Raw genomic sequence first — 25510 nt, forward strand, 5'->3', positions numbered from 1 at the left:
CTCGTGGCCCGGCGTAGCATGGGGTCGCGAACGCGAGGAGAGGCGGCCACGGACCGCACGAAGACGCGACACAGCACGGGAAAGCGAGCAACGAGATGGGTACCGCGACAGCCGCAACGACGCGGCCGATGAGGGCCGATGCGCAGCGCAACTACGACCACATCGTCGAGGTGGCGAGCGACGCATTCGCCGAGCACGGTGTGCTCACCTCACTCGACGACATCGCCTGCCGAGCGGGCGTCGGCCCCGGCACCCTGTACCGCCACTTCCCCACGCGCGACAGCCTCATCGCCACCGCCCTCGGCGACAGCGTCGACCGGCTCGACACCCTCGCCGCCGGCTTGAAGGCATCGGAGGCTCCTGGCGAAGCACTTCACGAGTGGATGCTCGCGCTCGCCATGCACCTTCGCACCTACGACAACCTGCCGGAGTCGATCGCCGAGGCGTTCCGCCGCGACGACTCACCCCTGCGCAACTCCTGCTTCCCGCTCACCGACACGACCTCCGTGCTCGTCGCCCGGGCGAAGGCCGCCGGCGAGCTGCGCGACGACGTCGACCCGCGCGACGTCTTCGCGCTGGTGTCGTCGGTCGCGTGGGCAGCGCAGCGGCGTGGTGGAACGGATGCCGACCTGAAGCGCATGCTGTCGCTCGCGACAACGGGCATCCGCTAGCTCGCGCCCGCTGGTCGAGCCCGGGCCCCGGTGGTCAGTATCGATAGGCTCCGCCGCACGCGCATCGAGACCCGCGAAGCGTCCGTGTCAGGACTCCTCGGCCACCCCGATGAGGCGCAGATACGTCCACGCGCTGTCGACGATGGGCGTGGCATCTGCGCAGTACACCTCCTGGAAGGTGGTGCCGTCGGAGATGGCCATGAGCTGTTCGGCGGCTGTCGTCGGCGAGACCGCGACAGCCGTGCCTTCGTGCTGCGTGAGCTCGTCGGTCAGGGCGTCGACGAGCATCCGGCGCACCAGTTCGTAGCGGCGCACGAAATGATCGTGCGCCGAATGGTCTTCCGCCGTGGCCTCCATGGCAATGCGAAGGAACAGCGATGTCGCCTGGGGTTCCGTCTCGTTGCCCTCCAACCGGGACATGTACCAGCGCAGAGCTGGATGGCGCAGACCCCGCCAGCGAGGGTCGTCAGGGTCGCTGTTGGCGCGCACGAAGTCGGTCAAGTGGTCGCGCTCGACGTCGTCGCGATGCACCATGAGCTCAGTGAGCAACTCGTCTTTCGACGAGAAATAGTGGAGCACCGTCACGTGGGTGATTCCGGCCCGTGCGCCGATGTCACGGAGCGAGACCGCTTGGAAGCCCCGTTCCCTGAAGAGGTCGAGGGCCGACCCGAGAATGCGCTGCCGAGTGCGCTGCCCCTTCGTCGCCCGCGGCGGCGGAGCGGACTTCGTGAGCGGCTCGCCCGCATCCGCTTCGGGCGCATCCGTCATTCGTCGATGGTAGCGCCGGGCTCCCGCACGGTATTGCGACGCACGAAGTCCACGATGTGGGCGAGTACGTCGCGCGCCTCCCCGCGGCGCAGGTCGACTGCGAACTCGTGCGGCAGGTCCGGAACATGGTCGGCCGGGAAGAAAGCCTCCACGACAGGGACACCCCGAGCAACGAGCGCCCCGGCGAGTGCCCGCGAGTCGGCCAGCATGGGGTCCGTGGTGCCAGCCGAGATGAACGCGGGCGGGAACGAGACATGCATGTCGTCCACCAGCGATGCCGCTCGCAGCGCAGGCACACGGAGGTAGTTGCGGCGCCCGGTGTATGCACGCAACAGCAGGTCGCCGAAGCCGCCCAGCGGGTCTTCCGCGTTCGACTGCCCCAAACGGAATGGGCCTGAGGTGAGCACGACTCCGCGGATGCTCGATCGCTCGAGGTCGGCGATCCGGAGTCCGGCGCGCTCGGCATAACCGGCGTCCGTCGCCGCGCGGGCCACCTGCGCCGCGATGTGGGCTCCGGCGGAGTCGCCGGCGAGGATGATCAGCTCGGGGTCGGCCCCGAACTCTGCCGAGTGCGAGCGCAGCCACGCGACGGCTCTGCTCGCCTGGATGACCTGTGTCGGATAGTGCGCCTCCGGCGCCCAGGAGTAGTCGACGCCGGCCACGGTGAACCCGTGCGAGGCGAGCACGGCCAGGTAGGAGCGGAGGTCGTTCTTCGTGCCGCCTATCCAGCCACCCCCGTGCATCCATACCACCGTGGGGAGCGGTCCGTGAGCATCAACCGGTCGGAACACGTCGACCAGTTCCGCGGGGTCGGGGCCGTACCGTGCATCCAGGGTGCGGTGCACTCCAGCGGGCTCGAGGGCAGCCATCGCCGGCAGAAGCGTGCGGTCCTCGAGGAGCGGGCCGATGGCACGGACCGCGGGAAGCGTCATCCACACCGGCGCCCTGAGCCGCACCGCGACGGCCGCCCATGCCGCTTGCAAGCGGAACCGCATGCGTGGCCCGCCCGTGAGCTCGTCTGCCATTCGAATCGGGACGGTGTCGGCCCGATCGGTCATGCGTGTTCCTGGTTCGCCGACTCCTGATGGTCAGTGATGAGAATGCCCCTGCGCGCGAGGTCGCCCAGCCAGAATGCGGAGGGCTTCGGCGTGCGCACGAAAGTCGTGCGGTCCACTGCGATCAGACCGAAGGTCGGTGCGTAGCGACCCCACTCGTAGTTGTCGAGTGCAGACCAGTGCAGGTAGCCGCGCACGTCGACGCCGTCCGCCATCGCCTCGGCGAGACCGCGGAGCGCGTGTCGGGTGTAGTCGATGCGCCGTTCGTCGTCCGCGACCGCTGCACCGTTTTCCGTCACGATGATCGGCAGGCCTGGCGCGACCGTGGCCGTGTGCCTCACCGCTTCTTCCAGGGCTGCCGGGTAGTACTCCCAGCCGGTCAGGGTGAGTTCGGCGTCGTCGGCAGCAGGGACGATGCCGTCGGGTCCCATGACCGTGCGGGTGTAGGACTGCACGCCGACGAAGTCGTCGTCTCGGCTGTGCTCCAGGAACCAGTCCTCCCTGGTGTACCGGTAGTCGTCGGCGACAGCACCGCCGCCCGGCGCCGACTGCACAGCCTGGTTGGCGACCGTCCACCCCGTTCGAACGCCCGGATGCCGTCGCCGCAGGTGGTCGACGGCCACGTGGTGCGCATCGGCCAGTCGTTCCGCGGTGGCTCGGTGGGGGGCGGGGATGCCGCCGAGGAGTCCGCCTTCGAGCGCAGCGTCTCCGCGCACGATGGCGTGCATGACCGACAGGATGTTGGGCTCGTTGATCGTCACAACGGTCCGGGCACCGGCGTCGATCACCGGTGAGACGGCATCCAGATAGCGCACGAACCTGTCGATGGCGTCGTCGGCGAGCCAGCCACCATCCCTCATGAACCAGAGCGGATGCGTGAAGTGGTGCAACGTGACAACCGGTTCGAGCCCGATACGACGGGCGTGCTCCACCATGTCGACGTAATGCGCGACTGCCGAATGCGAGAGGCGTCCGCGGACCGGCTCGACTCGGGCCCATTCGACGCTGAACCGGTAGCTGTTGAAACCGAGCGAGCGAAGCAGGTCCATGTCCTCACGCCATCGGAGGAAGCTGTCGCAGGCATCGCCGCTCGGCTCCGTCACGGGACTTCCCGGCGCGTTCTCGAACGCCCACCAGTCGCTGGCGACGTTGTTCCCCTCGGTCTGGTGCGCAGAGGTGGAGGCGCCGAAGAGGAATCCGTCAGGAAGAGGCGGGTGCATTCCATCACCATAGTTACCAGTTGGTAGATTTTCCAGATCCAAAGTGGTGATACTAGCCGGGACGCAGAATCGACCAGTCGGTATATTCTGCGTCGTCCCTATCCGCTGCATCCCAGACAATGGAGTTCGACGATGTCACAGGACGCCCCCGTCCCCGCGCCTCCCCACGACCAGATGACCAGCCGGCCCGCTCAGGAGGGCGCGGCACCCGACAGCTTCGCATCAGACGAATCGCCGACGAACGAGCTCGGCGAACGTCGGTTCGTCGCCCGTCTGGGCTGGTTCGGTCCGGTCAACCTGCTGATGATCCTCGGCACCGCCATCCCGACGTCGGCCGTTGCCGGGCTCATGGCATACAACTTCACGGCGCGGCTCGACGAGGCGGGTGCCAACGCATCGATCGGTGCCGCGAATGTGTTCGGGGCACTGTTCGGGGCCGTCGCCGCGGTCGTCGCCGGCAATGTCTCCGACCACACTCGAACGCGATTGGGTCGTCGCAATCCCTGGATCATCACGGGCACCGTCATCGCCGCGATCTGCATCCTGGGGCTGAGTTTCGTGCCGTACACGGCGGTCTGGGCCGTCGTCGTGCTCTTCTGCGGCTTCCAGATCGGCCTCAACACCACACTCGCGAGCTACACCGCTCTGCTACCGGACCGGGTGAACTCGAAGTTGATGGGGCGGGCATCCGCCTTCGCGAGCTTCGGCACGCTGCTCGGCTCGGCGCTCGGCGGCATCGTCGTGAGTGTGCTCGTCGGGGTCTTCGGCGTGCGGCACCTCAGCGTCGGATTCCTGGTGCTGCCGTGGACCATGGTCGTGATGATGCTCGTCGTCGTCCTCGCCATCCCTGGCGCGCGTCTACGTCGCGAGCCAGGTGAGAAGCTCGTCAACCTGCGGGAGATGATGTCGACCTTCCGCCCGCCCAAGGATCGCGAGTACTGGTTGGTCTATCTCGGTCGGCTCGTGTTCATGGTCGGGCTGATGATGCTCGTGCAGACTCAGACTCAGCAGCTTCGGTATCACTTCGGCTTGTCGATCGAACAGGCGGCCTCACTGGGCGCAGTGCTCGGCATCCTGCTCGCCGTGGCGGCGGCCGTCGCCACCGCCATCGCCGGCCCGCTTTCCGACCGACTGGGACGGCGCAAAGCACCCGTCATCGTCAGTGTCGTGCTCTTCGTCGCGGGAGTGGCAGTGCTGCTGCTCAGCACGCAGACCTGGGTGCTGTACGTCAACATCCTGCTCGCCGCGTTGGCGTTCGGAGCATTCTCGTCGGTCGATCAGGCGCTCATGGTCGAGATTCTGCCGAACAAAGAGACCGCAGCGCGCGACCTCGGCTTCCTCGCCACGACGAACACCTTGTCTGGTGTGATCGGCGGCGGCGTCGGCGCGATCGTCATCGGAACGCTCGGTTACACCGCGCTCTTCGTCATCGCGGGGGTGCTGGCCCTCTCGTGCATCGTCTTCTTCGTGCCCATCAAACGGGTGCGTTGACGCATTCGGGCTACTCGGCGGGCGACGGCGCCACCTCGCGGTCGACGTCGCGGTGCGTCGTGTCGACGTCGGTCCCGAGTCGTTGGACAGCGGGGACCAAGGCGGCGCCGGCACACGCGAGCACGATGATGGCTGCAGCGCCGAACAGCACGGCCTGCACGCCAACCTGCGCGGCGAGCGGGCCGACCAGCAGCTCGCCGAGCGGGATGGCCGCGAACGACCCGAGCGCGTCGTACGAGTACACCCGAGCGAGCCGGTCGGCGGGAACGTGGCTCTGCAACGACTGGTCCCACGCCACGCCGAACTGCTCGAGCGCGATTCCGCCGAGAAAGAAGCCGGCGGCGAGAAGCGGCACGGAGGGCGCGCCGGCGAGCAGAGCGATCGGGAGCGCGCACACTCCGGTGAGCAGCACGCCGATGAAGAGGGCGCGCCGCGGCTGCCAGCGCAGGGCGACGAGCCCTCCGACGACGAGCCCGGCGGTCTCCGCCGCGACGACCAGTCCCCAGCTGGCGCGGCCGAACGAGGCATCCGCCACGATCGGTCCGAGCACGGCGACCCCGCCGGCGAAGGCCGCGTTCACGAGGGCGAACTGCAGCACGACCACCCACACCCAGGTGCGCGAGGCGAACTCGCGCCATCCGATGCGCAGGTCGTGCAGCACGCTGGTCGCCTCCGTGCGCTTCTGCGTCGGACGACCCCGCACGAGCATGAAGAGCGGACCGGCGATGGCGAAGCCGAGCGCGTCGATCGCGAGCCCCCAGCCGGGGCCGACCAACGCCACGAGTCCGGCGCCACCCGCTGCGCCGAGCATCGTTCCGCCGTTGAGGCCCAACCGCAGCAATGCGTTCGCAGGGCGCAATGCCGTCGCAGGGACGGTCTGCGGAATCAGGGCAGAGGATGCCGGCAGTGCCACGGCCGCCGCAGCCCCGTTGACCACGCTGAGGGCTGCCAGCGCGAGGATCGACGCGGAGCCGCTCAGCACCATCCATGCGACGGTGCCCTGCGTGAGCGCTGCGAGGATCGAGGTGCCCAGCAGCACGACGTTGCGGGGCAGACGATCGGCGATCACCCCGCCGATGAGCAGCACGGCGACGTTCGCGATCGATCTCGCGGCGACCACGATGCCCAGGTCGAGTGGCGACCCGCCGATGTCGAGCACGGCGAACGCCAGGGCGATCGGGGCGACGCCGTTGCCGACCACGTTCACGAACCGTGCGGAGAACAGGTAGCGGAAGGGTGCGTAGCGGAACGGACTGTTCGTCGTCGGAGCCGCCTCGCTCGTCGGGGTCGCCTTGCTCGTCGGGGTCGCCTTGCTCGTCGGAGTCACGACCGCTTCCCCCGATCGGGCGAGAGCCGGAAGAGCGCCGTCGTCATCGACACGGTGACCGTGCCCTCCGTGCGCGGCGGCTGAGCGGATGCATGCAGCAGCGCGGATGCTTCTCCCACCTTCCCGACGACCTCGCGCCACACCTCCGGCGTCACCCAGAGCTCGGCGTCGGTGTTCACCGAAGGGCCGTCGATGCGCCGGGCGCTTCGCTCACGCAGTGCCTCGGCGAGCAGCGCGAAGAAGTGGGCGCGGGCATCCGCTGCGGTCTCGTCGCGAGCGGTCTCATCAATGGCGAACGGCTCGGAGGATGCCTCGTGACGGTAACGGCGGGCGACCCCGCCGTTCACCTTGACCTCTTCGACGACTCGCACCAGCGCCGACCGCTCGAGCAGCCGAAGGTGGTAGCTCGCGTTGGCCTGGGTGACGCCGAGTTCGCGCGCCACCTCCGCGGCGCTCATGGTCGCGCCGGTCAGCAGCGACAGCATGCGGAGCCGCAACGGATGCGCCGTCGCCCTCAACTGCTCGATCTCGTTCACGAGACGACAGTCTTGTCGAACGATTCCCAACTGTCAAACAAGTGTTTGGGAGATGCGAACGAAGCCGGGCACGCACGAGATGTCGTTTCGACTGCAGAAAACGCGCTTCAGGTCATCGGGAACAGCACATTTTGCAGTTGAAACGACATCTCGCCACGCCGGAGGTCGGCAAGGAGTGCCGATCGGAGGTTGGTTCGCGATCACCCGCGCACGAGCAGCTCGAGCGTGTCGACGACGCGGTTCGAGAAGCCCCACTCGTTGTCGTACCAGGCGACGACCTTGACGTTGCGGCCGTCGACGCGGGTGAGCGCGGAGTCGAAGATCGACGACGCCGGGTTGCCCGTGATGTCGGACGAGACGAGGTCGTCTTCTGAATACTCCAGGATGCCCTTGAGCGGCCCGTCCGCCGCCGCACGGTAGGCGGCGAGCACGTCGTCGCGCGAGACATCCTTGCCGACGACCGTGTTGAGCTCGACGATCGATCCGACGGGAACGGGAACCCGGATCGAGTCGCCGGAGAGCTTGCCGTCCAGCTTCGGCAGCACCAGCCCGATCGCCTTCGCGGCACCGGTGGTGGTCGGAACGATGTTCACCGCGGCGGCACGCGCGCGGCGTGGATCGCGGTGCGGGCCGTCCTGCAGGTTCTGCTCCTGCGTGTAGGCGTGCACGGTCGTCATGAAGCCGTGCTCGATTCCAGCCAGATCGTCGAGTACGGCGGCGAGCGGCGCCAGCGCGTTCGTCGTGCACGACGCGTTCGAGACGATGGTGTGGAGCGCCGGGTCGAACGCGTCGGTGTTCACGCCGTACGCGAGCGTGACGTCTGCACCGTCTGCCGGCGCGCTGATCAGCACGCGGCGGGCGCCGGCATCCAGGTGGGCCTTGGCGGCAGCGGCGGATGTGAAACGGCCGGTCGACTCGAGCACGACATCGACGTCGAGCTCGCACCACGGCAGCTGCGCAGGGTCGCGCTCGGCGAGCACCGCGATGCGATGTCCGTCGACGATGAGGGCGTCGCCGTCGGCGCTGACGGGTCGGCCGAGGCGTCCGGCGGTGCTGTCGAAGGCGAGCAGCTTGGCGAGTGCTCTCGGATCTGTGAGGTCGTTGACGGCGACGACCTCGAGGTCGCTGTCGCGCTCGAGCAGCGCGCGCAGCACGTTGCGGCCGATGCGTCCGAAGCCGTTGATGGCGACGCGGGTCATGATGGTTCTCCTTTGTAAGACGGATGATCGCTCACAAGGCTTTCGCCCCGGCCGCGTCGTCGACAGTGGCGCGAGCGACACAGTGCGAAAGGATCTCGCCAAGCGCTCGGCGCACACGCCACGCGTTCCGACGCGACCCCCTGTCTGCGGGCGTCTTCGTCACGTAGTGTTCGACGGATGCGCACGAACGACCTTCCGCGGCCGCGCGCATCTCGAGGGGAGGGGCGCGCCATGAGCGATGTCGAACCGAGCAAGGACCAGAAGAACGGTTCGGGACTGCCGCGTGGCGTGCGCACGGCATCCGAGTGGGCGTGGCGGCTGCTGGTCATCGTCGCGCTCGCAGGAGTGGTGATCTACCTCATCTCGGTGTTCCAGGACGTCGTGGTGCCGCTGCTGGTGGCCATCCTGGTGTGCGCACTCGTGCAGCCCAGCGTCAGCGCGCTGATGAAACGCCGCTGGCCGAAGTGGCTGGCGATCGTGGTGTGCCTGCTGGCGCTCGTCGTCGTCGTGGGCGGCCTCGTGCTGCTGGTGGTCTGGCAGGTGCGTGCGGGCATCCCGCAACTCCAACGCGAATGGATGTCCGCCTACGACCGCGTCAGGGAGGCGCTGCGACAGCCGCCGTTCAGCCTGAGCGACCACGACCTGTCGAACTATCTGAAGGATGCCGCAGCTTTCATCCAGAAGGATGCCTCGAGCATCCTCGGCGGCGCGCTCAAGGTGGGAACCGCGACCGGCCACGTGCTCACAGGAGCGTTGATCGCACTGTTCGCGACGATCTTCATGCTCATCGACGGCGCAGGAATCTGGCGGTGGATCGTTCGGCTGTTCCCGGAGAACGCAGCACCCGGCCTCGACGCGGCCGGCACGGCCGGGTGGGGCACCCTGACGAGCTTCGTACGCGTTCAGATTCTCGTCGCGCTCGTGAACGGCATCGGCATCGGCCTCGTCGCGTTCTTCCTCGGCCTGCCGCTGGCGGTGCCGATCGCGGTGATCGTGCTGATCGCGTCGTTCATCCCGGTGATCGGCGCCATCGTCTCCGGCATCATCGCCGTGCTGGTTGCGCTGGTGTTCGGCGGCCCGTTCCAGGCGATCATCATGCTGGCCGGCGTGCTCGGGGTGCACCTGCTCGAGGCGCACGTGCTGCAGCCGCTGCTCGTGGGCGGTGCCGTGAAGGTGCATCCGCTGGCCGTGGTCGTGGGAGTCGCGGCGGGCACGGGGTTGGCAGGCGTGCCTGGGGCGCTGTTCGCGGTGCCGTTCCTCGCGGTGGCCAACGCGATGATCACGGCGATGCTGCACTCGCACGACAGGCCGGCTCCCGTCGACGAACACGGCGAGACCGAGACGGCACAGCATCACGAGAGCGACCTCACGGCGCCGCCCCCTGGCATCCAGCCGCCCGAGGGGTGATCGGGGCTACTCGCCGCGCGTGAACGTGCGGCGGTATTCCTTCGGCGTCGTGCCCAGGATGCTCTGGAAGTGCTGCCGCAGGTTCGCACCGGTTCCGAGGCCCACGTCGCCGGCGATCTGCTCGATGCTGAGCTCAGAGCTCTCCAGCAACTCGCGCGCCACGTCGATGCGTGCGCGCATCACCCACTGCATCGGTGTGTATCCGGTGTCGTCGACGAAGCGCCGTGAGAATGTGCGCGGCGAGACGGCGGCGTGCCTGGCCAGAGCCTCGAGTGTGAGCGGATCGCCCAGCCTGCGCAGCGCCCATTCGCGTGTGTCGGCGAAGCGCTCTCCGAGTGGCTCCGGCACGCTGCGCGGCACGTACTGCGCTTGGCCGCCGCTGCGGTAGGGCGCGGCGACAAGGCGTCGCGCGGCATGGTTCGACGCGTTCACGCCGAGGTCGCGGCGCAGGATGTGCAGACACAAGTCGATTCCGGATGCCGCGCCGGCGGACGTGAGCACGCTCCCCTCGTCGACGAACAGCACGTTCTCGTCGACCGTGACGAGCGGATGCCTCGCCGCCAGCGCCCGCGTGTAGTGCCAGTGCGTCGTCGCGCGCTTGCCGTCGAGCAGACCGGTCGCCGCGAGGGCGAACGCCCCGGTCGAGATCGCGGCCAGCCGGGCGCCGCGTTCGTGCGCGGCGATCAGCGCATCCATGACCGCCCGCGACGGATCATCCCGGTCGGGGAACCGGTATCCGGGAATGAAGACCGTCTCGGCCCACTCCAGCGCCTCGAGTCCATCGGCCACGTGATACGAGAGTCCGTCGCCGCCGGTGACCAGCCCTGGCGCCGCACCGCACACCCGCACTTCGTACGGCATGCTGTCGCGGGTGCTGAACACCTGCGCAGGGATGCCGACATCCAGCGGCTTCGCGCCCTCGAGCACGAGCACGGCCACGCGCCGCAAGCGGATGTCGGCCATCACTGCCTAGGCGGCGAGCGCTTCCACCACCGCCGCGACGAAGCCGTCGACATCCTCTTCGGTGGTGTCCCACGAGCACATCCAGCGCACCTCGCCGCGGGCGGCGTCCCAATCGTAGAAGCGGAAGCTCTCGCGCACCCGGTCCGCGGCGTCATGCGGCAGGGCCGCGAAGACGCCGTTCGACTCCGTCACCTGAGTGAACGACAGGCCGGGAGCGCTGCCGCACGTCACGGCATCCTCGAGCGCGGACCGCAGCCGGGCAGCCATCGCATTCGATCGCTGCGCGCTCCGCAGCCACAGGTCGTCGGTGAGCAGGGCGATCAGCTGAGCCGAGATGAACCTCATCTTCGACGCGAGCTGCATGTTGACCTTGCGCAGGTAGTGCAGGCCGTCGGAGGCATCCGGATTCAACACGACGACCGCCTCGCCGAAGAGCAGGCCGTTCTTGGTGCCGCCGAAGCTGAGCAGGTCGACGCCGGCGTCGGACGTGAAGGCGCGCAACGGGACATCAAGGTGCGCGGCGGCGTTGGCGATGCGTGCGCCGTCGAGGTGCACGCGCATGCCGAGCGAATGAGCGTGGTCGGTGATCGCCCGCACCTCGTCGACGGTGTAGCAGGTGCCCACCTCGGTGGTCTGCGTGATCGAGACGGCCAGCGGCTGCGCCCGGTGCTCGTCGCCCCAGCCCCATGCTTGCTTGTCGATGAGTTCGGGCGTGAGCTTGCCGTCGGGGGTGTCGACAGTGAGCAGCTTCAGCCCGCCGATCTTCTCGGGAGCGCCGCCCTCGTCGGTGTTGATGTGGGCGGTGGATGCGGCGACCACCGCTCCCCAGCGCGGCAGCATCGACTGCAGGGCCGTCACGTTCGCCCCCGTGCCGTTGAAGACCGGATACGCCTGAACACCGTCGCCGAACTGCTCGGCGAACACCTCGTGCAGGCGCTCGGTGTAGGCATCCTCGCCGTAGGAGATCTGGTGCCCGCCGTTCGCGGCCGTGATCGCGTCGATGATTTCGGGGTGCGCGCCCGCGTAGTTGTCGGAGGCGAACGCGCGGGAGGCTGGGTCGTGGAGGCGGTGCGTCATGATGCTTCCATTCTCACCGATCGAACGTGGGCTCGGCTTCGCGGGGTGCGACGCTGGCGGCGTGCGCCGGAACGGGGACGACGGAGTGATATCACTTTATGATGGCCGCGGAGGCGACAGACATGACCACAACTCCGCAGCGCCCGGATTCGGCGCCGTTCGTGCACTCGGGAGCCAGAGTCGACATCGAGGAGAGGCCGGCGCGGTGCATCGGCGGCGGATGGGGCGTGATCGCGATCCTTGCGCTCGTCGTCGTCGGCATCCTCCTGATCGCAGGCGGGCATGCGCGATTCGTCGCGATCCCGATACTCGCGATCGTGCTCGTGATCGGCTCGCTCGTGATCGTTCAACCAGGTGAGACTCGCGTCGTCCAGCTCTTCGGACGTTACGTGGGCACCGTGCGTCGTTCTGGAATGTCGTGGGTCGTTCCGCTCTCGACACGCCGAAAGCTGAGCGCGCGCATCCGCAATTTCGAGACCAAACGCCTGCGCGTCAACGACGCGGACGGCAACCCTGTGGAGATCGCCGCCATCGTGGTCTGGCAGGTGAGCGACACCGCGAAGGCGGTGTACGCGGTGGATGACTACCTCGACTTCGTCACGGTGCAGGCCGAGTCCGCGCTCCGGCAGATCGCCACGGCTTATCCATACGACGCGGAGGGCGGCCAGGGCATCTCGTTGCGCGACGCGACGGACGTGGTCGCCACCGAGCTCTCGTACGAGGTGACGACCAGGGTCGCACCGGCCGGCATCGAGATCGTCGAGGTGCGGATCAGCCACCTCGCCTACGCGCCGGAGATCGCACAGGCGATGCTGCGGCGACAGCAGGCCGGGGCGGTGGTGCAGGCGCGATCGCGCATCGTCGAGGGCGCCGTCGGCATGGTCGAGATGGCACTGGACAGGCTCAACGAGAGCGACTACGTCACACTCGACGACGAGCGCCGGGCCGCCATGGTGAGCAACCTCATGGTCGTGCTGTGCAGCGACCAGCCGGCCGCGCCCGTCGTCAACACCGGAACGCTGTATTCGTCATGAACGCGGAACGCAAGCAGGTGCTCCTGCGTCTGGATCCGGCTGTGCACGACGCGATCGCGCGCTGGGCGGCCGGCGATCTGCGCAGTGTGAACGCACAGATCGAGATCCTCCTGCGCGATGCTCTGAAGAAGGCGGGGCGGATGCCGAAGGATGTCGCGCCCCTGCCGCGGCGGGGACGTCCGCCCAGGACCTGAGCAACGCGGTCTGAACGATCGCACAGACGCCGGTCGCGGCGGACTTTAAAGTGATATCTTTTTCGTGGGACGGACGGCTGCTGCCGGTCCGTCTCCGCGAGGAGTGCGCAGTGACGAGTGATCCCGATGCCGGCGATGTGCCGGCAGTCTTGGAGGTCAGCGACCTGATCGTCGCCTACGGGCAGAAGGTCGTTGTGGAGGGCGTCAGCTTCCGCATCGAGCACGGCGAGATCTTCGGCCTGCTCGGCCCGAACGGCGCGGGCAAGACGAGCACGCTCGGCGCGATCGAGGGCCTCGTCACCACGAGGGCGGGCACCGTGAAGGTCGACGGCATCGAGACCAGGCAGCGCCCGCTCGACGCGAAGGCCAGGCTCGGGGTGCAGCTGCAGTCCTCCAGCTTCCAGCCTGAGCTGAGCATCGAGCAGATCGCCATGCTCTACGGCGGTCTGTACGGCATGCGTCTGACGACGGTGAGGGTGCGGGACAGCCTCGAGGAGATCGGACTCGGGCAGGAGCGGGGCAAGCGGTTCAAGCAGCTCTCCGGTGGGCAGCAGCAGCGGCTCGCGCTGTATATCGCGACAATTCACGATCCGCTGCTTCTGCTGCTGGACGAGCCGACCGCTGGGCTCGATCCGCAGTCGCGACGGTCGCTGTGGACGCGGATCGAGCGGATGCAGGCGGCCGGCACGAGCATCCTGCTCACGACGCACTCCATGGAGGAGGCGCAGGCCGTGTGCGACCGTGTGGCGATCATCGACCACGGGAAGCTGCTCACGGTCGGGACCCCGGCAGACCTCATCGCCAAGCATCGCGACGACCAGCGGGTGCTCGCCGTCGCGCATGGGGATGTGACTCTCGAGGACGTCTTCATCGGGCTGACGGGAAGTGACATCCGTGACTGAATCGGCGTCGGCATCCGTCATCGTGCGACCGCCCTTGGGGCTGGCGCTCCGTTCGCTTCTGCGGGCGGATGCAATTGTGCTGTTGCGCAGCAGAGTCGCCACCGTGCTCAGCCTGGTGCTGCCTGTGGCGATCCTGGTCGTCACCAGCTTCGCCAAGGCGGGCAACCGGCTGGGGGACCCGAGCCTCGTCATCGGCCTTGCGCTCACTCTCGGCCTGCTGACGTCGTGCCTTCTCGGCTACAGTCTCACACTCGCGCACGACCGTGAGGCGGGTGTACTGCAGCGCCTCAGGGTGACTCCGACCCCCACCTGGACGATCATGACCAGCCGCATCGCCGTGCAGGTCATCACCAATCTGATCGCGTCGATCATCGTGGTGATCGTCGGCGTTATCCTGCACGGGTTGACCCCGACGTTCCTGCAGTACCTGCTCGTGATCGCGGTGGCGGCGGTCGGTGCCGCCGTGTTCCTCGCGATCGGGCAGGCGCTCGTCGGCCTTGTCACCTCGGCCGCCGCGATCAATGCGATCGGGCGCATCCTGTTCATCGTGCTGGTGCTGCTCGGGATCCTGGGCGGAACCGGTGTGCTGGGCGACGTGGTGAAGTCGGTCTCGCAGTGGACTCCGGTCGGAGCGCTGATGACGCTGTTCTCCGACGTGATCGGCACGACGTCATGGGTGGACAACGACACGTACGCACTGCTGGCCTGCCTGGGCTACGTCGTCGTCTTCACGTTCATCGGGGTTCGCTGGTTCCGTTGGGAGACCCACTGATCGGTAGACCGTTCTCGCGGTTGCATCTCGCTGTCGCATCCAGCAGGAATCGAGAAGCGCCGCCGTGAGGCCGTTCCTATGGTCGAAGCATGAACATTCACAGCATCACCATCGAAACGAATCCGGACGCCGTCGGGGCTGCCGAGTCCTTCTACCGCGACGCCCTCGGCCTCGGGGATCGTGTCGGCGTACGCGCCACCACCCAGGCCAGCACGGGCTTTCGCGGCTTCGCCCCCTCGCTCATCTTCATCCAACCTGGTGATGTCGACGCGGCCGTCGAACGAGCACTGGCCAGCGGAGCGCAGGTTCTCAAACCCGTCGAGAAGAGCCTGTGGGGCTACGGTGGCTCGCTCCTGGCACCCGACGGCACCGCGTGGCAGATCGCGAGCGCGAACAAGACAGCAACCGGCCCGGCCACCGGAGAAGTCGAAAAGCTCGTCATCCTGCTGGGGGTCGGCAGCGTCAAGGCCAGCAAGCGCTTCTACCAGGAGCAGGGTCTGACGACCACGAAGAGCTTCCCCGCCTACGTCGAGTTCGACTCGGGTGCCGTCAAGCTCGCCCTCTACAAGCGGGCGGCACTGGCCAAGCAGGTAGGAATCGACGAGGCGGGTTCCGGCGCGCACCGACTCGCGGTCGTCGCAGGCGGAACGTTCACCGACCCCGACGGCTACGCCTGGATCGCCACGGAGAACTCCGTCACCGCCAGGTAGCCGGCTCTGGAAGAGCAGCGGAAGCGCTCGTCGTGCCGGGGCGACACGTTGCAGCGCGCCGCCCCGCCGTCTGATTGGATGGGTGCCACGCGGATGCCCGACCCACCCACCCGACTACGACGCGGCATCCGCAGGGAGGACGACATCCCATGTCGCAGCAGCAACCGCCGTACGGCCCACCGCAGCAACAGCCCTACGACGCGCAGCAGCCATATGCGCCGACCTATCAGCCGAACCAGCAGTACGCGGGGCAACCCAACGCGGTGCAGCCTTACGCGGTGCAGCCTTACGCGGTGCAGCCCTACTACGTGCAGCCGGCCTACATCGTGGCTCCTCGGCCGACCAACGGCCTGGCGATCGCGGCCTTCGTGTCCGTCTGGTTCGTGTCGATTCTCGGCATCATCCTCGGACACGTCGCATTGAGCCAGATCAGGCGCAGCGGTGAGGGCGGACACGGGCTCGCGGTCGCAGCACTCGTCCTCGGCTACGTGTTCTTCGGCCTCGTGGCGCTGTTTCTGTTGTTCTATCTGGTGGTCCTGATCGGCATCCTGGGCGTCGCGGCCACGACGGTCGGCACTGTCAACTCCTGACGCGTGGAACTCGGCTCGATGGCCGAGTACGCGCGGGACGGGGCGGAGCCTCGACCCTGCCGCCCTCTGCTCACGCGATCGACGCGGCCGTGATGCCTTTCGTCGACTCGATGGTGTCGCCCATCTTCTTGCCCAGGGCCTCGTAGAACATCGAGAGCGGGAATTCGTCGTCGAGCACGGCATCCGTGTAGCCCTTCGGCGCACCGGCCAGAATCTGCTCCGGCAGCCCCTTCGCCCAGACGGATGCCGGGTTCGGCGCGAGCACGCCGCTCACGAGCTCGTAGGCGGCGAGCCAGTGCGCCGTCTTCGGTCGATCGATCGAGCGCCAGTACAACTCGTTGATCGCGTCGCTGAGTGCGACGACCGCGTCGCCGACGGCATCCCAGTCGATGGACAGCTGGGTGTCGGTCCAGTCGAGCACGTGGTGCTGGTGCAGCCACGCGAAGAGCAGCTGTCCGCCGAGGCCGTCGTAGTTGCGCACGCGGGTGCCCGTGATCGGGAACCGGAAGATGCGGTCGAACAGAATGGCGTACCGCACGAGCTTCGCGTGCTCCAGGATGCTCGCCTGGTCCTCACTCAGTTCATGAACACCGTGCTCTTCGGCCGGCACCGCACCGAGCGTCTGCTCGAGACGGAACGCCTCCCGGTAGGCGGTGAGATCGCAGCGCAACTCCTCGAGCGAGTACAGGAAGTACGGCATGCGCTGCTTGATCATGAACGGGTCGAACGGCAGGTCGCCGCGCATGTGCGTGCGGTCGTGGATGATGTCCCACATCACGAACGTCTGCTCGATGAGGGACTGGTCGTCGAGAAGCCGAGCCGCGTCATCCGGCAGGTCGAGCTTCGTGATGTCGGATGCTGCCCGAACGACGACCCGGTAGCGCGCCGCCTCGCGGTCCTGGAAGATCGCGCCCCAGGTGAACTTCGGGAGCTCCCTCATCGCGATGGTCTCGGGGAACAGCACGGCGGAGTTGGTGTCGTATCCGCTCGTGAAGTCGACGAGGCGCAGCGAGACGAACAGCTTGTTGCCGTAGTCGGTGCGCTCCAGCTCGGCGACGAACTCCGGCCAGATCGTCTCGACGATCAGCGCCTCGAGGTGCCGGTCGGTCGAGCCGTTCTGCGTGTACATCGGGAACACGACGAGGTGGCGTAGCCCGTCGATGCGGTGCTGCTGGGGCTGGAAGGCGGCGAGTGCGTCGTAGAAGTCCGGAATCTCGAAGCCGCCATCGGCCCAGCGCAGCAGATCTGTGCGCACGGCGGCGAGGTAAGCGGCGTCGTGAGGGAAGAGGGGGGCGAGGTCGTCGATCGACGCGACGATCGTGTCGACGTGAGTGCGAGCGTCCGCGTGACGGGCGGCATCCGGTATCGAGCCGTCCTTGATCTGGTCGGCCTGGATGCTCGTGGCCGCGGCCTTCAGTGCGAGCCATGCCAGATCGGTGGCGATGGTCGCGAGGCGAGCGGTGGCGTCGGCGTCGAGGGCCTCGGCCGTGTGTTCCGTGGTGGGGAGAAGAGTGGACACGACGAACCTCCTCGGTCGATAGTCGTTGCGTCTGCTTCGAGACTAACGACGAGGTTCGGGGTCGAGTTCGCCGATCTGCCTCGCTCTCTTGCGTCTATCAGAGATTCCGCGCAACGTTCTTGCGCCGTCGCTCGACTACTCGACCGGCGAGGACAGCGGAGGTTCGATCGGGTACTCGGCGTAGGCGAAGCGTGCGCCGTCGGGCGACCAGCTCGTCACGTTCATCGTGCCCTGGCCGCCGAACAGGTCGACGAGCACGCTCGGCTCGCCACCGTCGGGGTCGATGCGGCGCAGCTGCACGTGCTCGTTCGCGGGATGCCCGAGCACGCCCGGCACGAAGCTCACGTACACGAGGTCTCGGCTGGTGGGTGAGACGTGAGGGAACCAGTTGACGCGCTCGTCGAACGTGAGCTGCTCGACCGCCGCGCCGTCTGGGCGGCAGCGGAAGAGTTGCGCGTGACCCGCGGCATCCGACTCGCGTTCGGAGTTGAAGTAGATCCACTCGCCGGTCGGATCGAACTCCGCACCGTCGTGGGGCTTGTCGGAGAAGGTGAGCTGGGTGTCATCAGTGCCGTCGACGCCGATGGTGAAGACGTTCGTGAGCGCGGGCGTGCCGGGACCGGGGTTCGCGGCGAGCGGCTCGAGGCCGATGTACGACAGGGTGCGGCCGTCGGGCGAAATGCCGTGAAGGTAGTGGTTGAACGGACCATCGTGGTCGTGCGTCACCTGCCGGGTCGCGCCATCGGCCAGCGACACCTGGTGGATGTGCTTGTCCTCCGCAGAGACGTAGAGGTAGCGGCCGTCGGGCGAGAGCACGTGGTCGTTGTTCGAACTGTCGATCTTGCCCGTCGGCACGTGTTCGACGTCGCCGCCGGAGACCGGAACGCGGTAGATGAGTCCGTCTTGGTTGAAGACCAGCCACGCGCCGTCTGGCGACCAGTTCGGGGCCTCGAAGACGGCATCCGTGCTCTCGTGCACGACGGAGGTCTCGCCCGTCGCCACGTCGAAGACCACGAGCCTGCTCACCTGGCCGGGCTCGAGGGTGCGCCACTTGCGGGTTGCCATGTTCGCTCCGATCGTCCTGGACCATTCTTGCGCTGCCGCGAAAGCAGGCAAATCGCGTTGAAACAGGCGGAACGTGCCTGTTACCGAGGGGGAAGCGCTTCTCTGCCTGTTTTCGGATGCGTGGCGGAAGCGCCTGACATGATTGAACGGTGATCGCGCTCCGGAGCATCGGCAAGTTGGTACCCGTCGCGATCCCCGTGATCGCCGCGATCATTCTGGTGTTCTCGTGGGGGTCGAAGCCGGGCACCGCCCTGGCGATCGTGCTCGCCGTCGTGCTGATCGCGACCGTGCTGGTCGCCGTTCAGCATGCCGAGGTGATCGCCCACAAGGTGGGTGAGCCGTTCGGATCGCTCATCCTCGCCGTCGCGGTCACCATCATCGAGGTCGGGCTCATCGTCACCCTCTCCGCCGGCGGCGACGAACACGCAGCAACACTCGCCCGCGACACGGTGTTTTCGGCGTTCATGATCACCACGACCGGCATCATCGGGCTCGCCATTCTGATCGGCGCGCTCAAGTTCGGCACGGTGCGCTTCAACTCGGAAGGGTCGGGCGCGGCGCTCGCGACGGTGTCGACATTGGCGGTTCTCTGCCTCGTGCTGCCGGACTTCACCGAGGCATCCGGACCGCGCTTCTCGCCGACGCAGCTGGCGTTCGCCGCCATCGCGTCGCTGGCGCTCTACGTGCTTTTCGTGATCACGCAGACCATCTCCCATCGCAAGTTCTTTCTGCCTGTGCACGACACGGCCGGCCTCGAGACTCGGGATGCCTCTGCCTTCGACGCCACGGATGACGACGACGGGTCCGACCACAGCGAACCGCCGACGCGCGGGCGCACGCTTCTCAGCCTGGTGATGCTGCTCGTCGCACTGGTGTCCGTGGTCGGCCTGGCGAAACTGGAGTCGCCGTCGATCGAGGGCGGCGTCGTGGCCCTCGGGCTGCCGGAGTCCGTCGTCGGCGTGATCATCGCCCTCGTGATCCTGATGCCGGAAGGCATCTCGGCGGTGCGAGCGGCGCAGCGCAATCACATCCAGACGAGCCTCAACCTCGGGCTCGGCTCGGCCATGGCCAGCATCGGGCTGACGATTCCGGCCGTGGCGGTGGCCTCCATCTGGCTGCCGGGACAACTTGTGCTCGGACTGGGCAGCACCCAGATCGTGCTGCTGCTGCTCTCGATCGTGGTGACGATTCTGACGATCGTGCCCGGGCGCGCGACGAAACTGCAGGGCGGCGTGCACCTGGTGATCTTCGCGGCGTTCCTGTTCCTCTCCGTCTCCCCGTAGCGGCTCGCGGTCCGGGTCGAACCGGAAGCGGCGCGTGACCATCGTTCGGGGGCGTTCGAGCGCTGACAGGATGCGAGTGCTCACGACTTGCGGAATCGGGGCAACTCTGATTCCGAGGCCGAAATCCGCGTGATTCCGCGGTGAAACCGCTCCCAGAGCGCTCGGAGGGTCTGTGGACAGCCTGTCCAGACCTTTTGCGTAACGTGTCTGAGTCGCCCGGATGCAGCATCCGCTCCAAAAGACAACCCGATGGGGTCGAGGTGCTGTCAGGGCGGCCGCCCCGACCCGACGGATGCTGCCTATCGCCTCCGCGGGGCTTTCGTTCGGCGTGCCCCTAGCGCGCCGGCGATTGTCGCTGTGCGCCTGCGCGGCGGAAACGGGGTGTCCAGCCCGCCCGGATGAGTTCGCACGTGAAGCGTGCTGTGCGGCATCCGTTGCCTGGAGGAGCGTGCGCGCGAATCAGGTGGACGACGCGGGGGTAGCACAGAGCATTGGAACCCTTTGACCTTTTTCACTCGTCTCAGCCCTGACAACCTCAAATCCTCCTTTCGCACTCTCGTCGACAAGACCTCGCGCAACAAGCGCGGCGTGCTCGTCGCAGCGGTCGCCGTGGTCGCCGTCGGTGCGGTGGTAACACCCGTGGTCGTGCAGAACGCCTATGCGGAGCCGGCCAAGAAGACGGCCGCTGTGGTATCCGAGGTGGTGAAGGGCTCGCCGATCGCTCCCCTGACCGTGCAGCACAAGGCAGCGCAAGCGTCGTTCAACGCTCTCGCCGTCGCGCAGATCACCGAGGAGCAGGTGAAGGGCCGAGCCAGCCTCACGGAGCTGGACACGGCCATCCGCAACCTCCAGACCAACTATTCGTCTGATTCCGCGAAGCTGGACAAGCTCACGGATGCCGCGGACAAGGCGGTCGTCGACGCCAACAAGGCCGCCAAGGCGCACGACGCTGCCGTGGTCGCTGCCGCGAAGGCCGCCGCTGAAGCGGCCGCCAAAGCTGCCGCCGAGGCCCGCGCGCGGGAGGCCGCTGCCGCTGCGGCGCTGGCCAACGTGGACACGCCGTCGGGTGCCCAGGCCACTGCCCAGTCGATGATGGCGAGCAAGTACGGCTGGGGCAGCGACCAGTTCCAGTGCCTGGTCAGCCTGTGGGACCGCGAGTCCGGTTGGAATTACCAGGCGTACAACGCGGGCAGCGGTGCCACCGGCATTCCGCAGGCGCTCCCCGGCTCCAAGATGGCGAGCGCCGGCAGCGACTGGGCGACGAACGCCGCCACCCAGATCAGCTGGGGCCTCGGATACATCGCCGGCTCGTACGGAACACCCTGCGCGGCCTGGGGTCACTCCGAGTCGTCCGGCTGGTACTGATCCAGCACGACCCTCAGCTCCCTGAGCGAGCTCGCTCAGGGAGCTGGCCGTTGCGGTTGACTGGGGGCCATGGCAGCGGCAACGGACGTGATGGCGGCGCTCGCCGAGGCATCCGATGCCGGCGACGCCGTGTTCCTCCAGCGATACTTCAAGACCGGTCCCGGCGAATACGGTGAGGGCGACGTCTTCATCGGCGTGCGGGTTCCCGCCGTGCGTGCTGTGGTGAAGCGCTTCAGGCCGTTGCCGCTCGAGGCGATCGCGCACCTGCTCGAAAGCGATGTGCACGAGCACCGGCTCGCGGGCCTGATCGCATTGAACGCATCCTTCGCCGCCGCGTCGGCCGCGCGCACCCGCGACGACGACGAGCGGGACCGCCTCGCCGCGTTCTATCTCGGCGCCGTGCGGGTCGGGCGGGTGAACAACTGGGACCTCGTGGATGCCTCCGCCGAGTTCGTGCTCGGCGACTACCTCGTCGACAAGCCGCGGTTCATCCTGTTCGAGCTGATCGAGTCGCCCGATCTCTGGTGGCGCCGCGTCGCCATGCTCTCGACGTTCGCGTTCATCAAAGGCGGGGACGCCTCGACGACGCTCGAGCTCGCATCCCTGCTGCTGGACGACGGCGATCGTCGCGATCTCACGCAGAAGGCCGTCGGCTGGATGCTCCGCGAGGTCGGCAAGCGCGTCGACCGATCGCTACTCGTCGGCTTCCTCGATGCGAATGCCCGGCGGATGCCCGCCGTCATGCTCTCGTACGCCACCGAGCACCTCGACGCGGCCGAACGGGCGGCGTACCGGGCGCGGCGGAGCGCGGCCTCGCCGACCGAGTAGCGGCCGCTCCGCCGATCGAGTAGCGCCCGCGAATCGGACGCGAATCGAGATCCGCTCCGCTGGAGCTGGGCGAACCGTGGGTCCTGATGACCAGCATGCCTGTCGAACAGTGCGAGTGGATCTCGCAGAGTCCCTGCACTCTTCGTTGTCCCTGCACTCTTCGTTGACAAACTTCCTTACCTTGAGATAGAAAGTTACGACGGCGCCGAACATTCAGGTCTCGGCCACGAGCCTCCAGCGCCGCGATGTGCATCGAAGCGGTGAGCGCCGCCTCGTGCGAACGAATCCGACAGCACCGACTCAACGAGGAGTAGTAGAGAATGCCAAGCAATCGCGGTTCCTCCTTCATCACCAGTGCGGCCAACACGCAGCTGAGCAGGCGCAGCCTTCTCAGGGCGACGGGTGTGGGTGCGGCAGCGGTGGGACTGTCCAGCCTTCTCGCGGCATGCTCGACCGGGGGCTCTTCGTCCTCGGGCGGCAAGGCGACCGTGCGTATGTGGACCTGGTACACCGAGACCAAGGACTCGCTGCCCAAGGTGATCGCGGACTTCGAGTCCAAGCACCCGAACATCAAGATCGAGAGCCGCATCTTCGGAACGCCCGATCAGTACCTCCCCGCGCTCACCGCAGCAGTCTCCGGCGGCGACGTGCCGGAGATCTTCGCTCCGCACGTGCGCGCCATCACGTACGGCGAGCAGGGCATCTCCGCCGACCTCAAGAAAGACCTCGGCTCCGACTTCCTCAAGGGCTTCTTCAAGGCGACGAACGACGAGTACACCAAGGGCGGCAAGCAGTACGCCGTGGGATTCGAGGCCCAGACGTTCGGCATCTTCTACGACCCCGACCTGTTCGCCAAGGCAGGAGTCGACGGCGAGCCCGAGACCTGGGACGACCTGATCGATGCTGCAGCCAAGATCAACGCGATCGGCAAGTCGGCGGTCTCGATCAGCTGCGACCCCGGGACGAGCGCCTTGGACTTCTTCCTTCCGCTGATCACGCAGGTGACGGGTGACCCGACCTGGTATCTCAAGCTCGACCAGCTCGAGAAGGGATACAGCTACACCAGCAAGCCCGTCGTCGAAGCGCTGCAGCTCAATGACAAGATCGTCAAAGCGAAGGTCTTTCAGCCGGGCACGACGGGCACTTCAGGCGACCAGTCGCAGCAGCTGTTCTACACGGGCGGAGCTGCGGCGTTCTTCGCCGGTTCTTGGACCCCGTCGGGTCTCATCACGAACGCGTCGCCGGAGTTCGTGAAGCGCTACAAGATCATGAAGACTCCGGCGATCAAGAGCGGCGCCCGTCACTGGACGGCGGACCAGGCCGGTGCCGGCCTGGCAGTCTCCGACACCAGCAAGAACAAGGATGCCGCCCTCACCTTCCTCAAGTACCTGTACTCGGAGGGCGTCTACTCCAAGCTCATGAACGCGTCGAACGCGATGCCGTCGACCCAGGCCGCCGTCGAGCAGATCACGGAACCTCACGTGAAGCAGATGGCGGGCTGGCTGACCGACGGATGCCCGCACATTCCGTTCGGCCCCGGATCTTCCGCTGCTGGTGACCCGCTGCAGAAGATCTTCGACCAGAGTGCAACACCGGCACAGGTGGCCAAGGACATGCAGTCCGCCGTCGAGAACGCCAAGGGCTGAGTCGACGAAGCCATGAGCACTTCGTCATCGACAGTGCGCGTCGGGACGCGACGATCGTCGCGGCCCGGTGCGGGCCTCTGGAAGCTGCAGCGCTCGGAGCGCATCGCAGGGTATGGCTTCGTCGTGCCCATCACGGTGCTCTTCGCGCTGTTCGTCGGGTGGCCGATCATTTTCGCCATCTACCTCAGCTTCACCAGATGGAGCGGTTTCGGCTCCCCGAGCCTGATCGGCCTCGACAACTACGCACGCATGTTCAGCGACCCGGTCGCCGCGACTGCGTTCTGGAACACCATCCTGTTCGCGGTGATCACCACCGTTCTGCAGACGGCGATCCCGCTCGTGATCGCCGTGCTGCTCAGTGCCGTGTGGCGCGGGCTGAGCGTGGTCGTGCGCACTCTTCTGTTCATTCCGGGCATCATCTCGTTCGTCGTCTCGGGCGTGCTGTGGAAGCTCATCTACGATCCGAATCTCGGCACACTGAACAACCTCTTGAAGTCGATCGGGCTCGGCGCGTGGCAGCAGCACTGGCTGTCCGATCCCGCTCTCGTGATGCCCTCGATCATGGTGGTCTCGCTGTGGGGCGCGGTCGGTATGAACATGCTGATCTTCTTCGCGGGCATCCAGGGGGTCGATCCGACCTACTACGAGGCGGCGCAGGTCGACGGTGCGAGCCGCTGGCAGCAGTTCTGGTACGTCACGGTGCCAAGCCTGCGGGTGGTGACCGCCATCGTGATCAGCCTCAACCTGATGAACGGGTTCAAGGTCTTCGACCTCATCTACGTGATGACGGCAGGCGGGCCGAACCACGCATCCGAAGTGTTCGGCACCTATCTGTACAGCCTCGCGTTCGGATCGACAGCCGGATCCATTCCGCAGCTCGGCTACGGCAGCGCGTTCAGTGTCGTCGTGATGCTGCTCTGCGGCGCCGCCGTGCTGGTACAGATCGTGCTGTCGAGGAGGGCGAGCCGGTGACATCCATCGCATCACGCACAGGGTCGGCCTCGTCGGTACGGTCGAGGGAGGCGAGGTCGCGCAGGCGGTTCCCTGTGGGGCGCTCGTTCGTGGCCTTCATCCTTCTCGCGATCGCCGCGTTCACGATCTTCCCGCTCATCTGGCTGGTCCTCACCTCGATCAGGCCGGCGAACACCGTGTTCACCGGTGGCTTCTGGCCGACATCGATCTCGTTCTCCGCTTACGCACGAGCCTGGAACTCCACGGACTTCGGACTGCATTTCGCCAACAGCCTCTGGATCACCTTGGCGACAGTGCTCGGCGTGGTGGTCTTCGCGTCGCTGGCGGGCTATGCGTTCGCGAAGTTGCGGTTCCCGTTCAAGAACGTCATCTACGTGCTGCTTCTGGCGACTCTGATGATGCCGTCGACATCGCTGATCATCCCGCTCTATTTGCAGCTGAAGAACCTCGGGCTGCTGAACACCCAGATCGGGCTGGTCGTGCTCTACGTGTCCAGCTCCGCACCGTTCTCGATGTTCCTCATGCGAGCGTTCTTCGAAACCCTGCCCGACGAGCTGACGCAGGCGGCGCGCATCGACGGAGCAGGCGAGTTCGCCATCTTCTGGCGCATTGTGCTGCCGCTGGCGCGACCCGGACTCGCGACCGTGATCATCTTCCAGTTCCTGCAGACCTGGAACGAGTTCATCTATGCGAACACGGTGCTTCAGAACACCGATGAGTTGCCGTTGCAGCCTGTGCTGTTCGGCCTGGTGGGGCAGTACCAGACCGACTGGCCGACGCTGTGCGCCGGCCTGACCATGTCAATCGTTCCCGTGGTGCTCGTCTACGTCTGGATGCAGCGCCAGTTCGTCGCCGGCATGACTCTCGGGGCGGTCAAGAACTGATCGCCCCGCGGCCGGTCCAGCCACCTGACAGA

General features: G+C 67.0%; 25 protein-coding genes. 15 read left to right on the top strand and 10 right to left on the bottom strand.

The window, feature by feature from the left end; genetic code table 11:
* The first annotated feature begins 128 nt into the window (after positions 1–128).
* Positions 129–671 (top strand): TetR/AcrR family transcriptional regulator, encoded by a 543-nt coding sequence (locus MJ603_RS01930; RefSeq protein WP_243061973.1) that lies wholly within the window; start codon positions 129–131, stop codon positions 669–671.
* A gap of 87 nt (positions 672–758) precedes the next feature.
* Here MJ603_RS01930 and MJ603_RS01935 read toward each other — a convergent pair whose 3' ends face one another.
* Genes MJ603_RS01935 through MJ603_RS01945 form a run of 3 tightly spaced genes read right to left on the bottom strand, consistent with a single transcriptional unit; the run spans position 759 to position 3714 of the window.
* Positions 759–1439 (bottom strand): TetR/AcrR family transcriptional regulator, encoded by a 681-nt coding sequence (locus MJ603_RS01935; RefSeq protein WP_243061974.1) that lies wholly within the window; start codon positions 1437–1439, stop codon positions 759–761.
* The gene (locus tag MJ603_RS01940; protein WP_243061975.1) at positions 1436–2497 is read right to left on the bottom strand and encodes an alpha/beta hydrolase; all 1062 of its coding nucleotides are present in this window, start codon (positions 2495–2497) and stop codon (positions 1436–1438) included. Before MJ603_RS01940 ends, MJ603_RS01935 begins: the two co-directional genes overlap by 4 nt.
* Positions 2494–3714, bottom strand: a complete 1221-nt coding sequence (locus MJ603_RS01945) for a glycoside hydrolase family 1 protein (RefSeq protein WP_243061976.1) — start codon at positions 3712–3714, stop codon at positions 2494–2496. Before MJ603_RS01945 ends, MJ603_RS01940 begins: the two co-directional genes overlap by 4 nt.
* Positions 3715–3846: 132 nt before the next feature.
* On the opposite strand from MJ603_RS01945, the gene MJ603_RS01950 reads away from it, so the two are divergent.
* The gene (locus MJ603_RS01950) at positions 3847–5205 is read left to right on the top strand and encodes an MFS transporter (RefSeq protein ID WP_243061977.1); all 1359 of its coding nucleotides are present in this window, start codon (positions 3847–3849) and stop codon (positions 5203–5205) included.
* Positions 5206–5215: 10 nt separating this feature from the next.
* Here the strand turns inward: MJ603_RS01950 and MJ603_RS01955 are convergent, their stop codons facing one another.
* The 3 genes from MJ603_RS01955 to gap form a co-directional block, all read right to left on the bottom strand.
* Positions 5216–6532 (bottom strand): MFS transporter, encoded by a 1317-nt coding sequence (locus tag MJ603_RS01955; RefSeq protein WP_243061978.1) that lies wholly within the window; start codon positions 6530–6532, stop codon positions 5216–5218.
* Complete coding sequence (locus MJ603_RS01960) at positions 6529–7068, bottom strand: helix-turn-helix domain-containing protein (protein WP_243061979.1); 540 nt, start codon at positions 7066–7068, stop codon at positions 6529–6531. The genes MJ603_RS01955 and MJ603_RS01960 overlap by 4 nt, the downstream gene beginning before the upstream one ends.
* A 200-nt stretch (positions 7069–7268) precedes the next feature.
* The gene (gap, locus tag MJ603_RS01965) at positions 7269–8267 is read right to left on the bottom strand and encodes a type I glyceraldehyde-3-phosphate dehydrogenase (protein ID WP_243061980.1); all 999 of its coding nucleotides are present in this window, start codon (positions 8265–8267) and stop codon (positions 7269–7271) included.
* Between the two features lie 231 nt (positions 8268–8498).
* On the opposite strand from gap, the gene MJ603_RS01970 reads away from it, so the two are divergent.
* The gene (locus MJ603_RS01970) at positions 8499–9674 is read left to right on the top strand and encodes an AI-2E family transporter (protein ID WP_243061981.1); all 1176 of its coding nucleotides are present in this window, start codon (positions 8499–8501) and stop codon (positions 9672–9674) included.
* Positions 9675–9680: 6 nt separating this feature from the next.
* Here MJ603_RS01970 and MJ603_RS01975 read toward each other — a convergent pair whose 3' ends face one another.
* Together MJ603_RS01975 and MJ603_RS01980 are read right to left on the bottom strand one after the other, a co-directional pair.
* On the bottom strand, positions 9681–10637 hold the full coding sequence (locus MJ603_RS01975) for a GlxA family transcriptional regulator (protein WP_243061982.1): 957 nt from the start codon (positions 10635–10637) through the stop codon (positions 9681–9683).
* Positions 10638–10643: 6 nt separating this feature from the next.
* Positions 10644–11714, bottom strand: coding sequence for a low specificity L-threonine aldolase (locus MJ603_RS01980; protein ID WP_243061983.1), 1071 nt, complete (start codon positions 11712–11714; stop codon positions 10644–10646).
* Positions 11715–11836: 122 nt separating this feature from the next.
* On the opposite strand from MJ603_RS01980, the gene MJ603_RS01985 reads away from it, so the two are divergent.
* The 6 genes from MJ603_RS01985 (at position 11837) to MJ603_RS02010 (ending at position 15916) form a co-directional block, all read left to right on the top strand.
* Positions 11837–12748 (top strand): SPFH domain-containing protein, encoded by a 912-nt coding sequence (locus MJ603_RS01985; protein ID WP_243061984.1) that lies wholly within the window; start codon positions 11837–11839, stop codon positions 12746–12748.
* Positions 12745–12942 (top strand): hypothetical protein, encoded by a 198-nt coding sequence (locus MJ603_RS01990; protein ID WP_243061985.1) that lies wholly within the window; start codon positions 12745–12747, stop codon positions 12940–12942. Before MJ603_RS01985 ends, MJ603_RS01990 begins: the two co-directional genes overlap by 4 nt.
* Before the next feature lie 110 nt (positions 12943–13052).
* Positions 13053–13844 (top strand): ABC transporter ATP-binding protein, encoded by a 792-nt coding sequence (locus MJ603_RS01995; protein ID WP_243061986.1) that lies wholly within the window; start codon positions 13053–13055, stop codon positions 13842–13844.
* Positions 13837–14616, top strand: a complete 780-nt coding sequence (locus MJ603_RS02000; RefSeq protein ID WP_243061987.1) for an ABC transporter permease — start codon at positions 13837–13839, stop codon at positions 14614–14616. The genes MJ603_RS01995 and MJ603_RS02000 overlap by 8 nt, the downstream gene beginning before the upstream one ends.
* Positions 14617–14705: 89 nt before the next feature.
* Positions 14706–15326, top strand: coding sequence for a glyoxalase (locus tag MJ603_RS02005; RefSeq protein WP_243061988.1), 621 nt, complete (start codon positions 14706–14708; stop codon positions 15324–15326).
* A 149-nt stretch (positions 15327–15475) separates the two neighbouring features.
* A complete protein-coding gene (locus tag MJ603_RS02010; protein WP_243061989.1) occupies positions 15476–15916 on the top strand; it encodes a DUF4190 domain-containing protein in 441 nt (146 codons plus the stop codon).
* A 70-nt stretch (positions 15917–15986) separates the two neighbouring features.
* On the opposite strand, the gene MJ603_RS02015 is transcribed toward MJ603_RS02010, so the two are convergent.
* Together MJ603_RS02015 and MJ603_RS02020 are read right to left on the bottom strand one after the other, a co-directional pair.
* Positions 15987–17435, bottom strand: coding sequence for a DUF6421 family protein (locus MJ603_RS02015; RefSeq protein WP_374230783.1), 1449 nt, complete (start codon positions 17433–17435; stop codon positions 15987–15989).
* Positions 17436–17570: 135 nt separating this feature from the next.
* Positions 17571–18500, bottom strand: coding sequence for a biopolymer transporter Tol (locus MJ603_RS02020; protein ID WP_243061990.1), 930 nt, complete (start codon positions 18498–18500; stop codon positions 17571–17573).
* A gap of 149 nt (positions 18501–18649) precedes the next feature.
* Between MJ603_RS02020 and MJ603_RS02025 the strand changes: the two genes are divergently transcribed.
* From MJ603_RS02025 to MJ603_RS02050, 6 genes are all read left to right on the top strand, one after another.
* Positions 18650–19783 carry a calcium:proton antiporter gene (locus tag MJ603_RS02025; RefSeq protein WP_243061991.1) on the top strand — a complete coding sequence of 378 codons (1134 nt, stop codon included), beginning with the start codon at positions 18650–18652 and terminating at the stop codon, positions 19781–19783.
* A 501-nt stretch (positions 19784–20284) separates the two neighbouring features.
* Positions 20285–21148 carry a phospholipase gene (locus tag MJ603_RS02030; protein WP_243061992.1) on the top strand — a complete coding sequence of 288 codons (864 nt, stop codon included), beginning with the start codon at positions 20285–20287 and terminating at the stop codon, positions 21146–21148.
* 69 nt (positions 21149–21217) lie between these two features.
* Positions 21218–21976 (top strand): DNA alkylation repair protein, encoded by a 759-nt coding sequence (locus MJ603_RS02035; protein WP_243061993.1) that lies wholly within the window; start codon positions 21218–21220, stop codon positions 21974–21976.
* 320 nt (positions 21977–22296) lie between these two features.
* Positions 22297–23622 carry an ABC transporter substrate-binding protein gene (locus MJ603_RS02040; protein ID WP_243061994.1) on the top strand — a complete coding sequence of 442 codons (1326 nt, stop codon included), beginning with the start codon at positions 22297–22299 and terminating at the stop codon, positions 23620–23622.
* A gap of 12 nt (positions 23623–23634) precedes the next feature.
* Entirely contained in the window at positions 23635–24594 is a 960-nt protein-coding gene (locus MJ603_RS02045; RefSeq protein ID WP_243061995.1) for a carbohydrate ABC transporter permease, read from the top strand.
* Positions 24591–25478, top strand: a complete 888-nt coding sequence (locus tag MJ603_RS02050; RefSeq protein ID WP_243061996.1) for a carbohydrate ABC transporter permease — start codon at positions 24591–24593, stop codon at positions 25476–25478. The genes MJ603_RS02045 and MJ603_RS02050 overlap by 4 nt, the downstream gene beginning before the upstream one ends.
* Positions 25479–25510 lie beyond the last annotated feature (32 nt).

Source organism: Humibacter sp. RRB41 (genome assembly GCF_022761015.1).
GTDB lineage: Bacteria > Actinomycetota > Actinomycetes > Actinomycetales > Microbacteriaceae > Humibacter.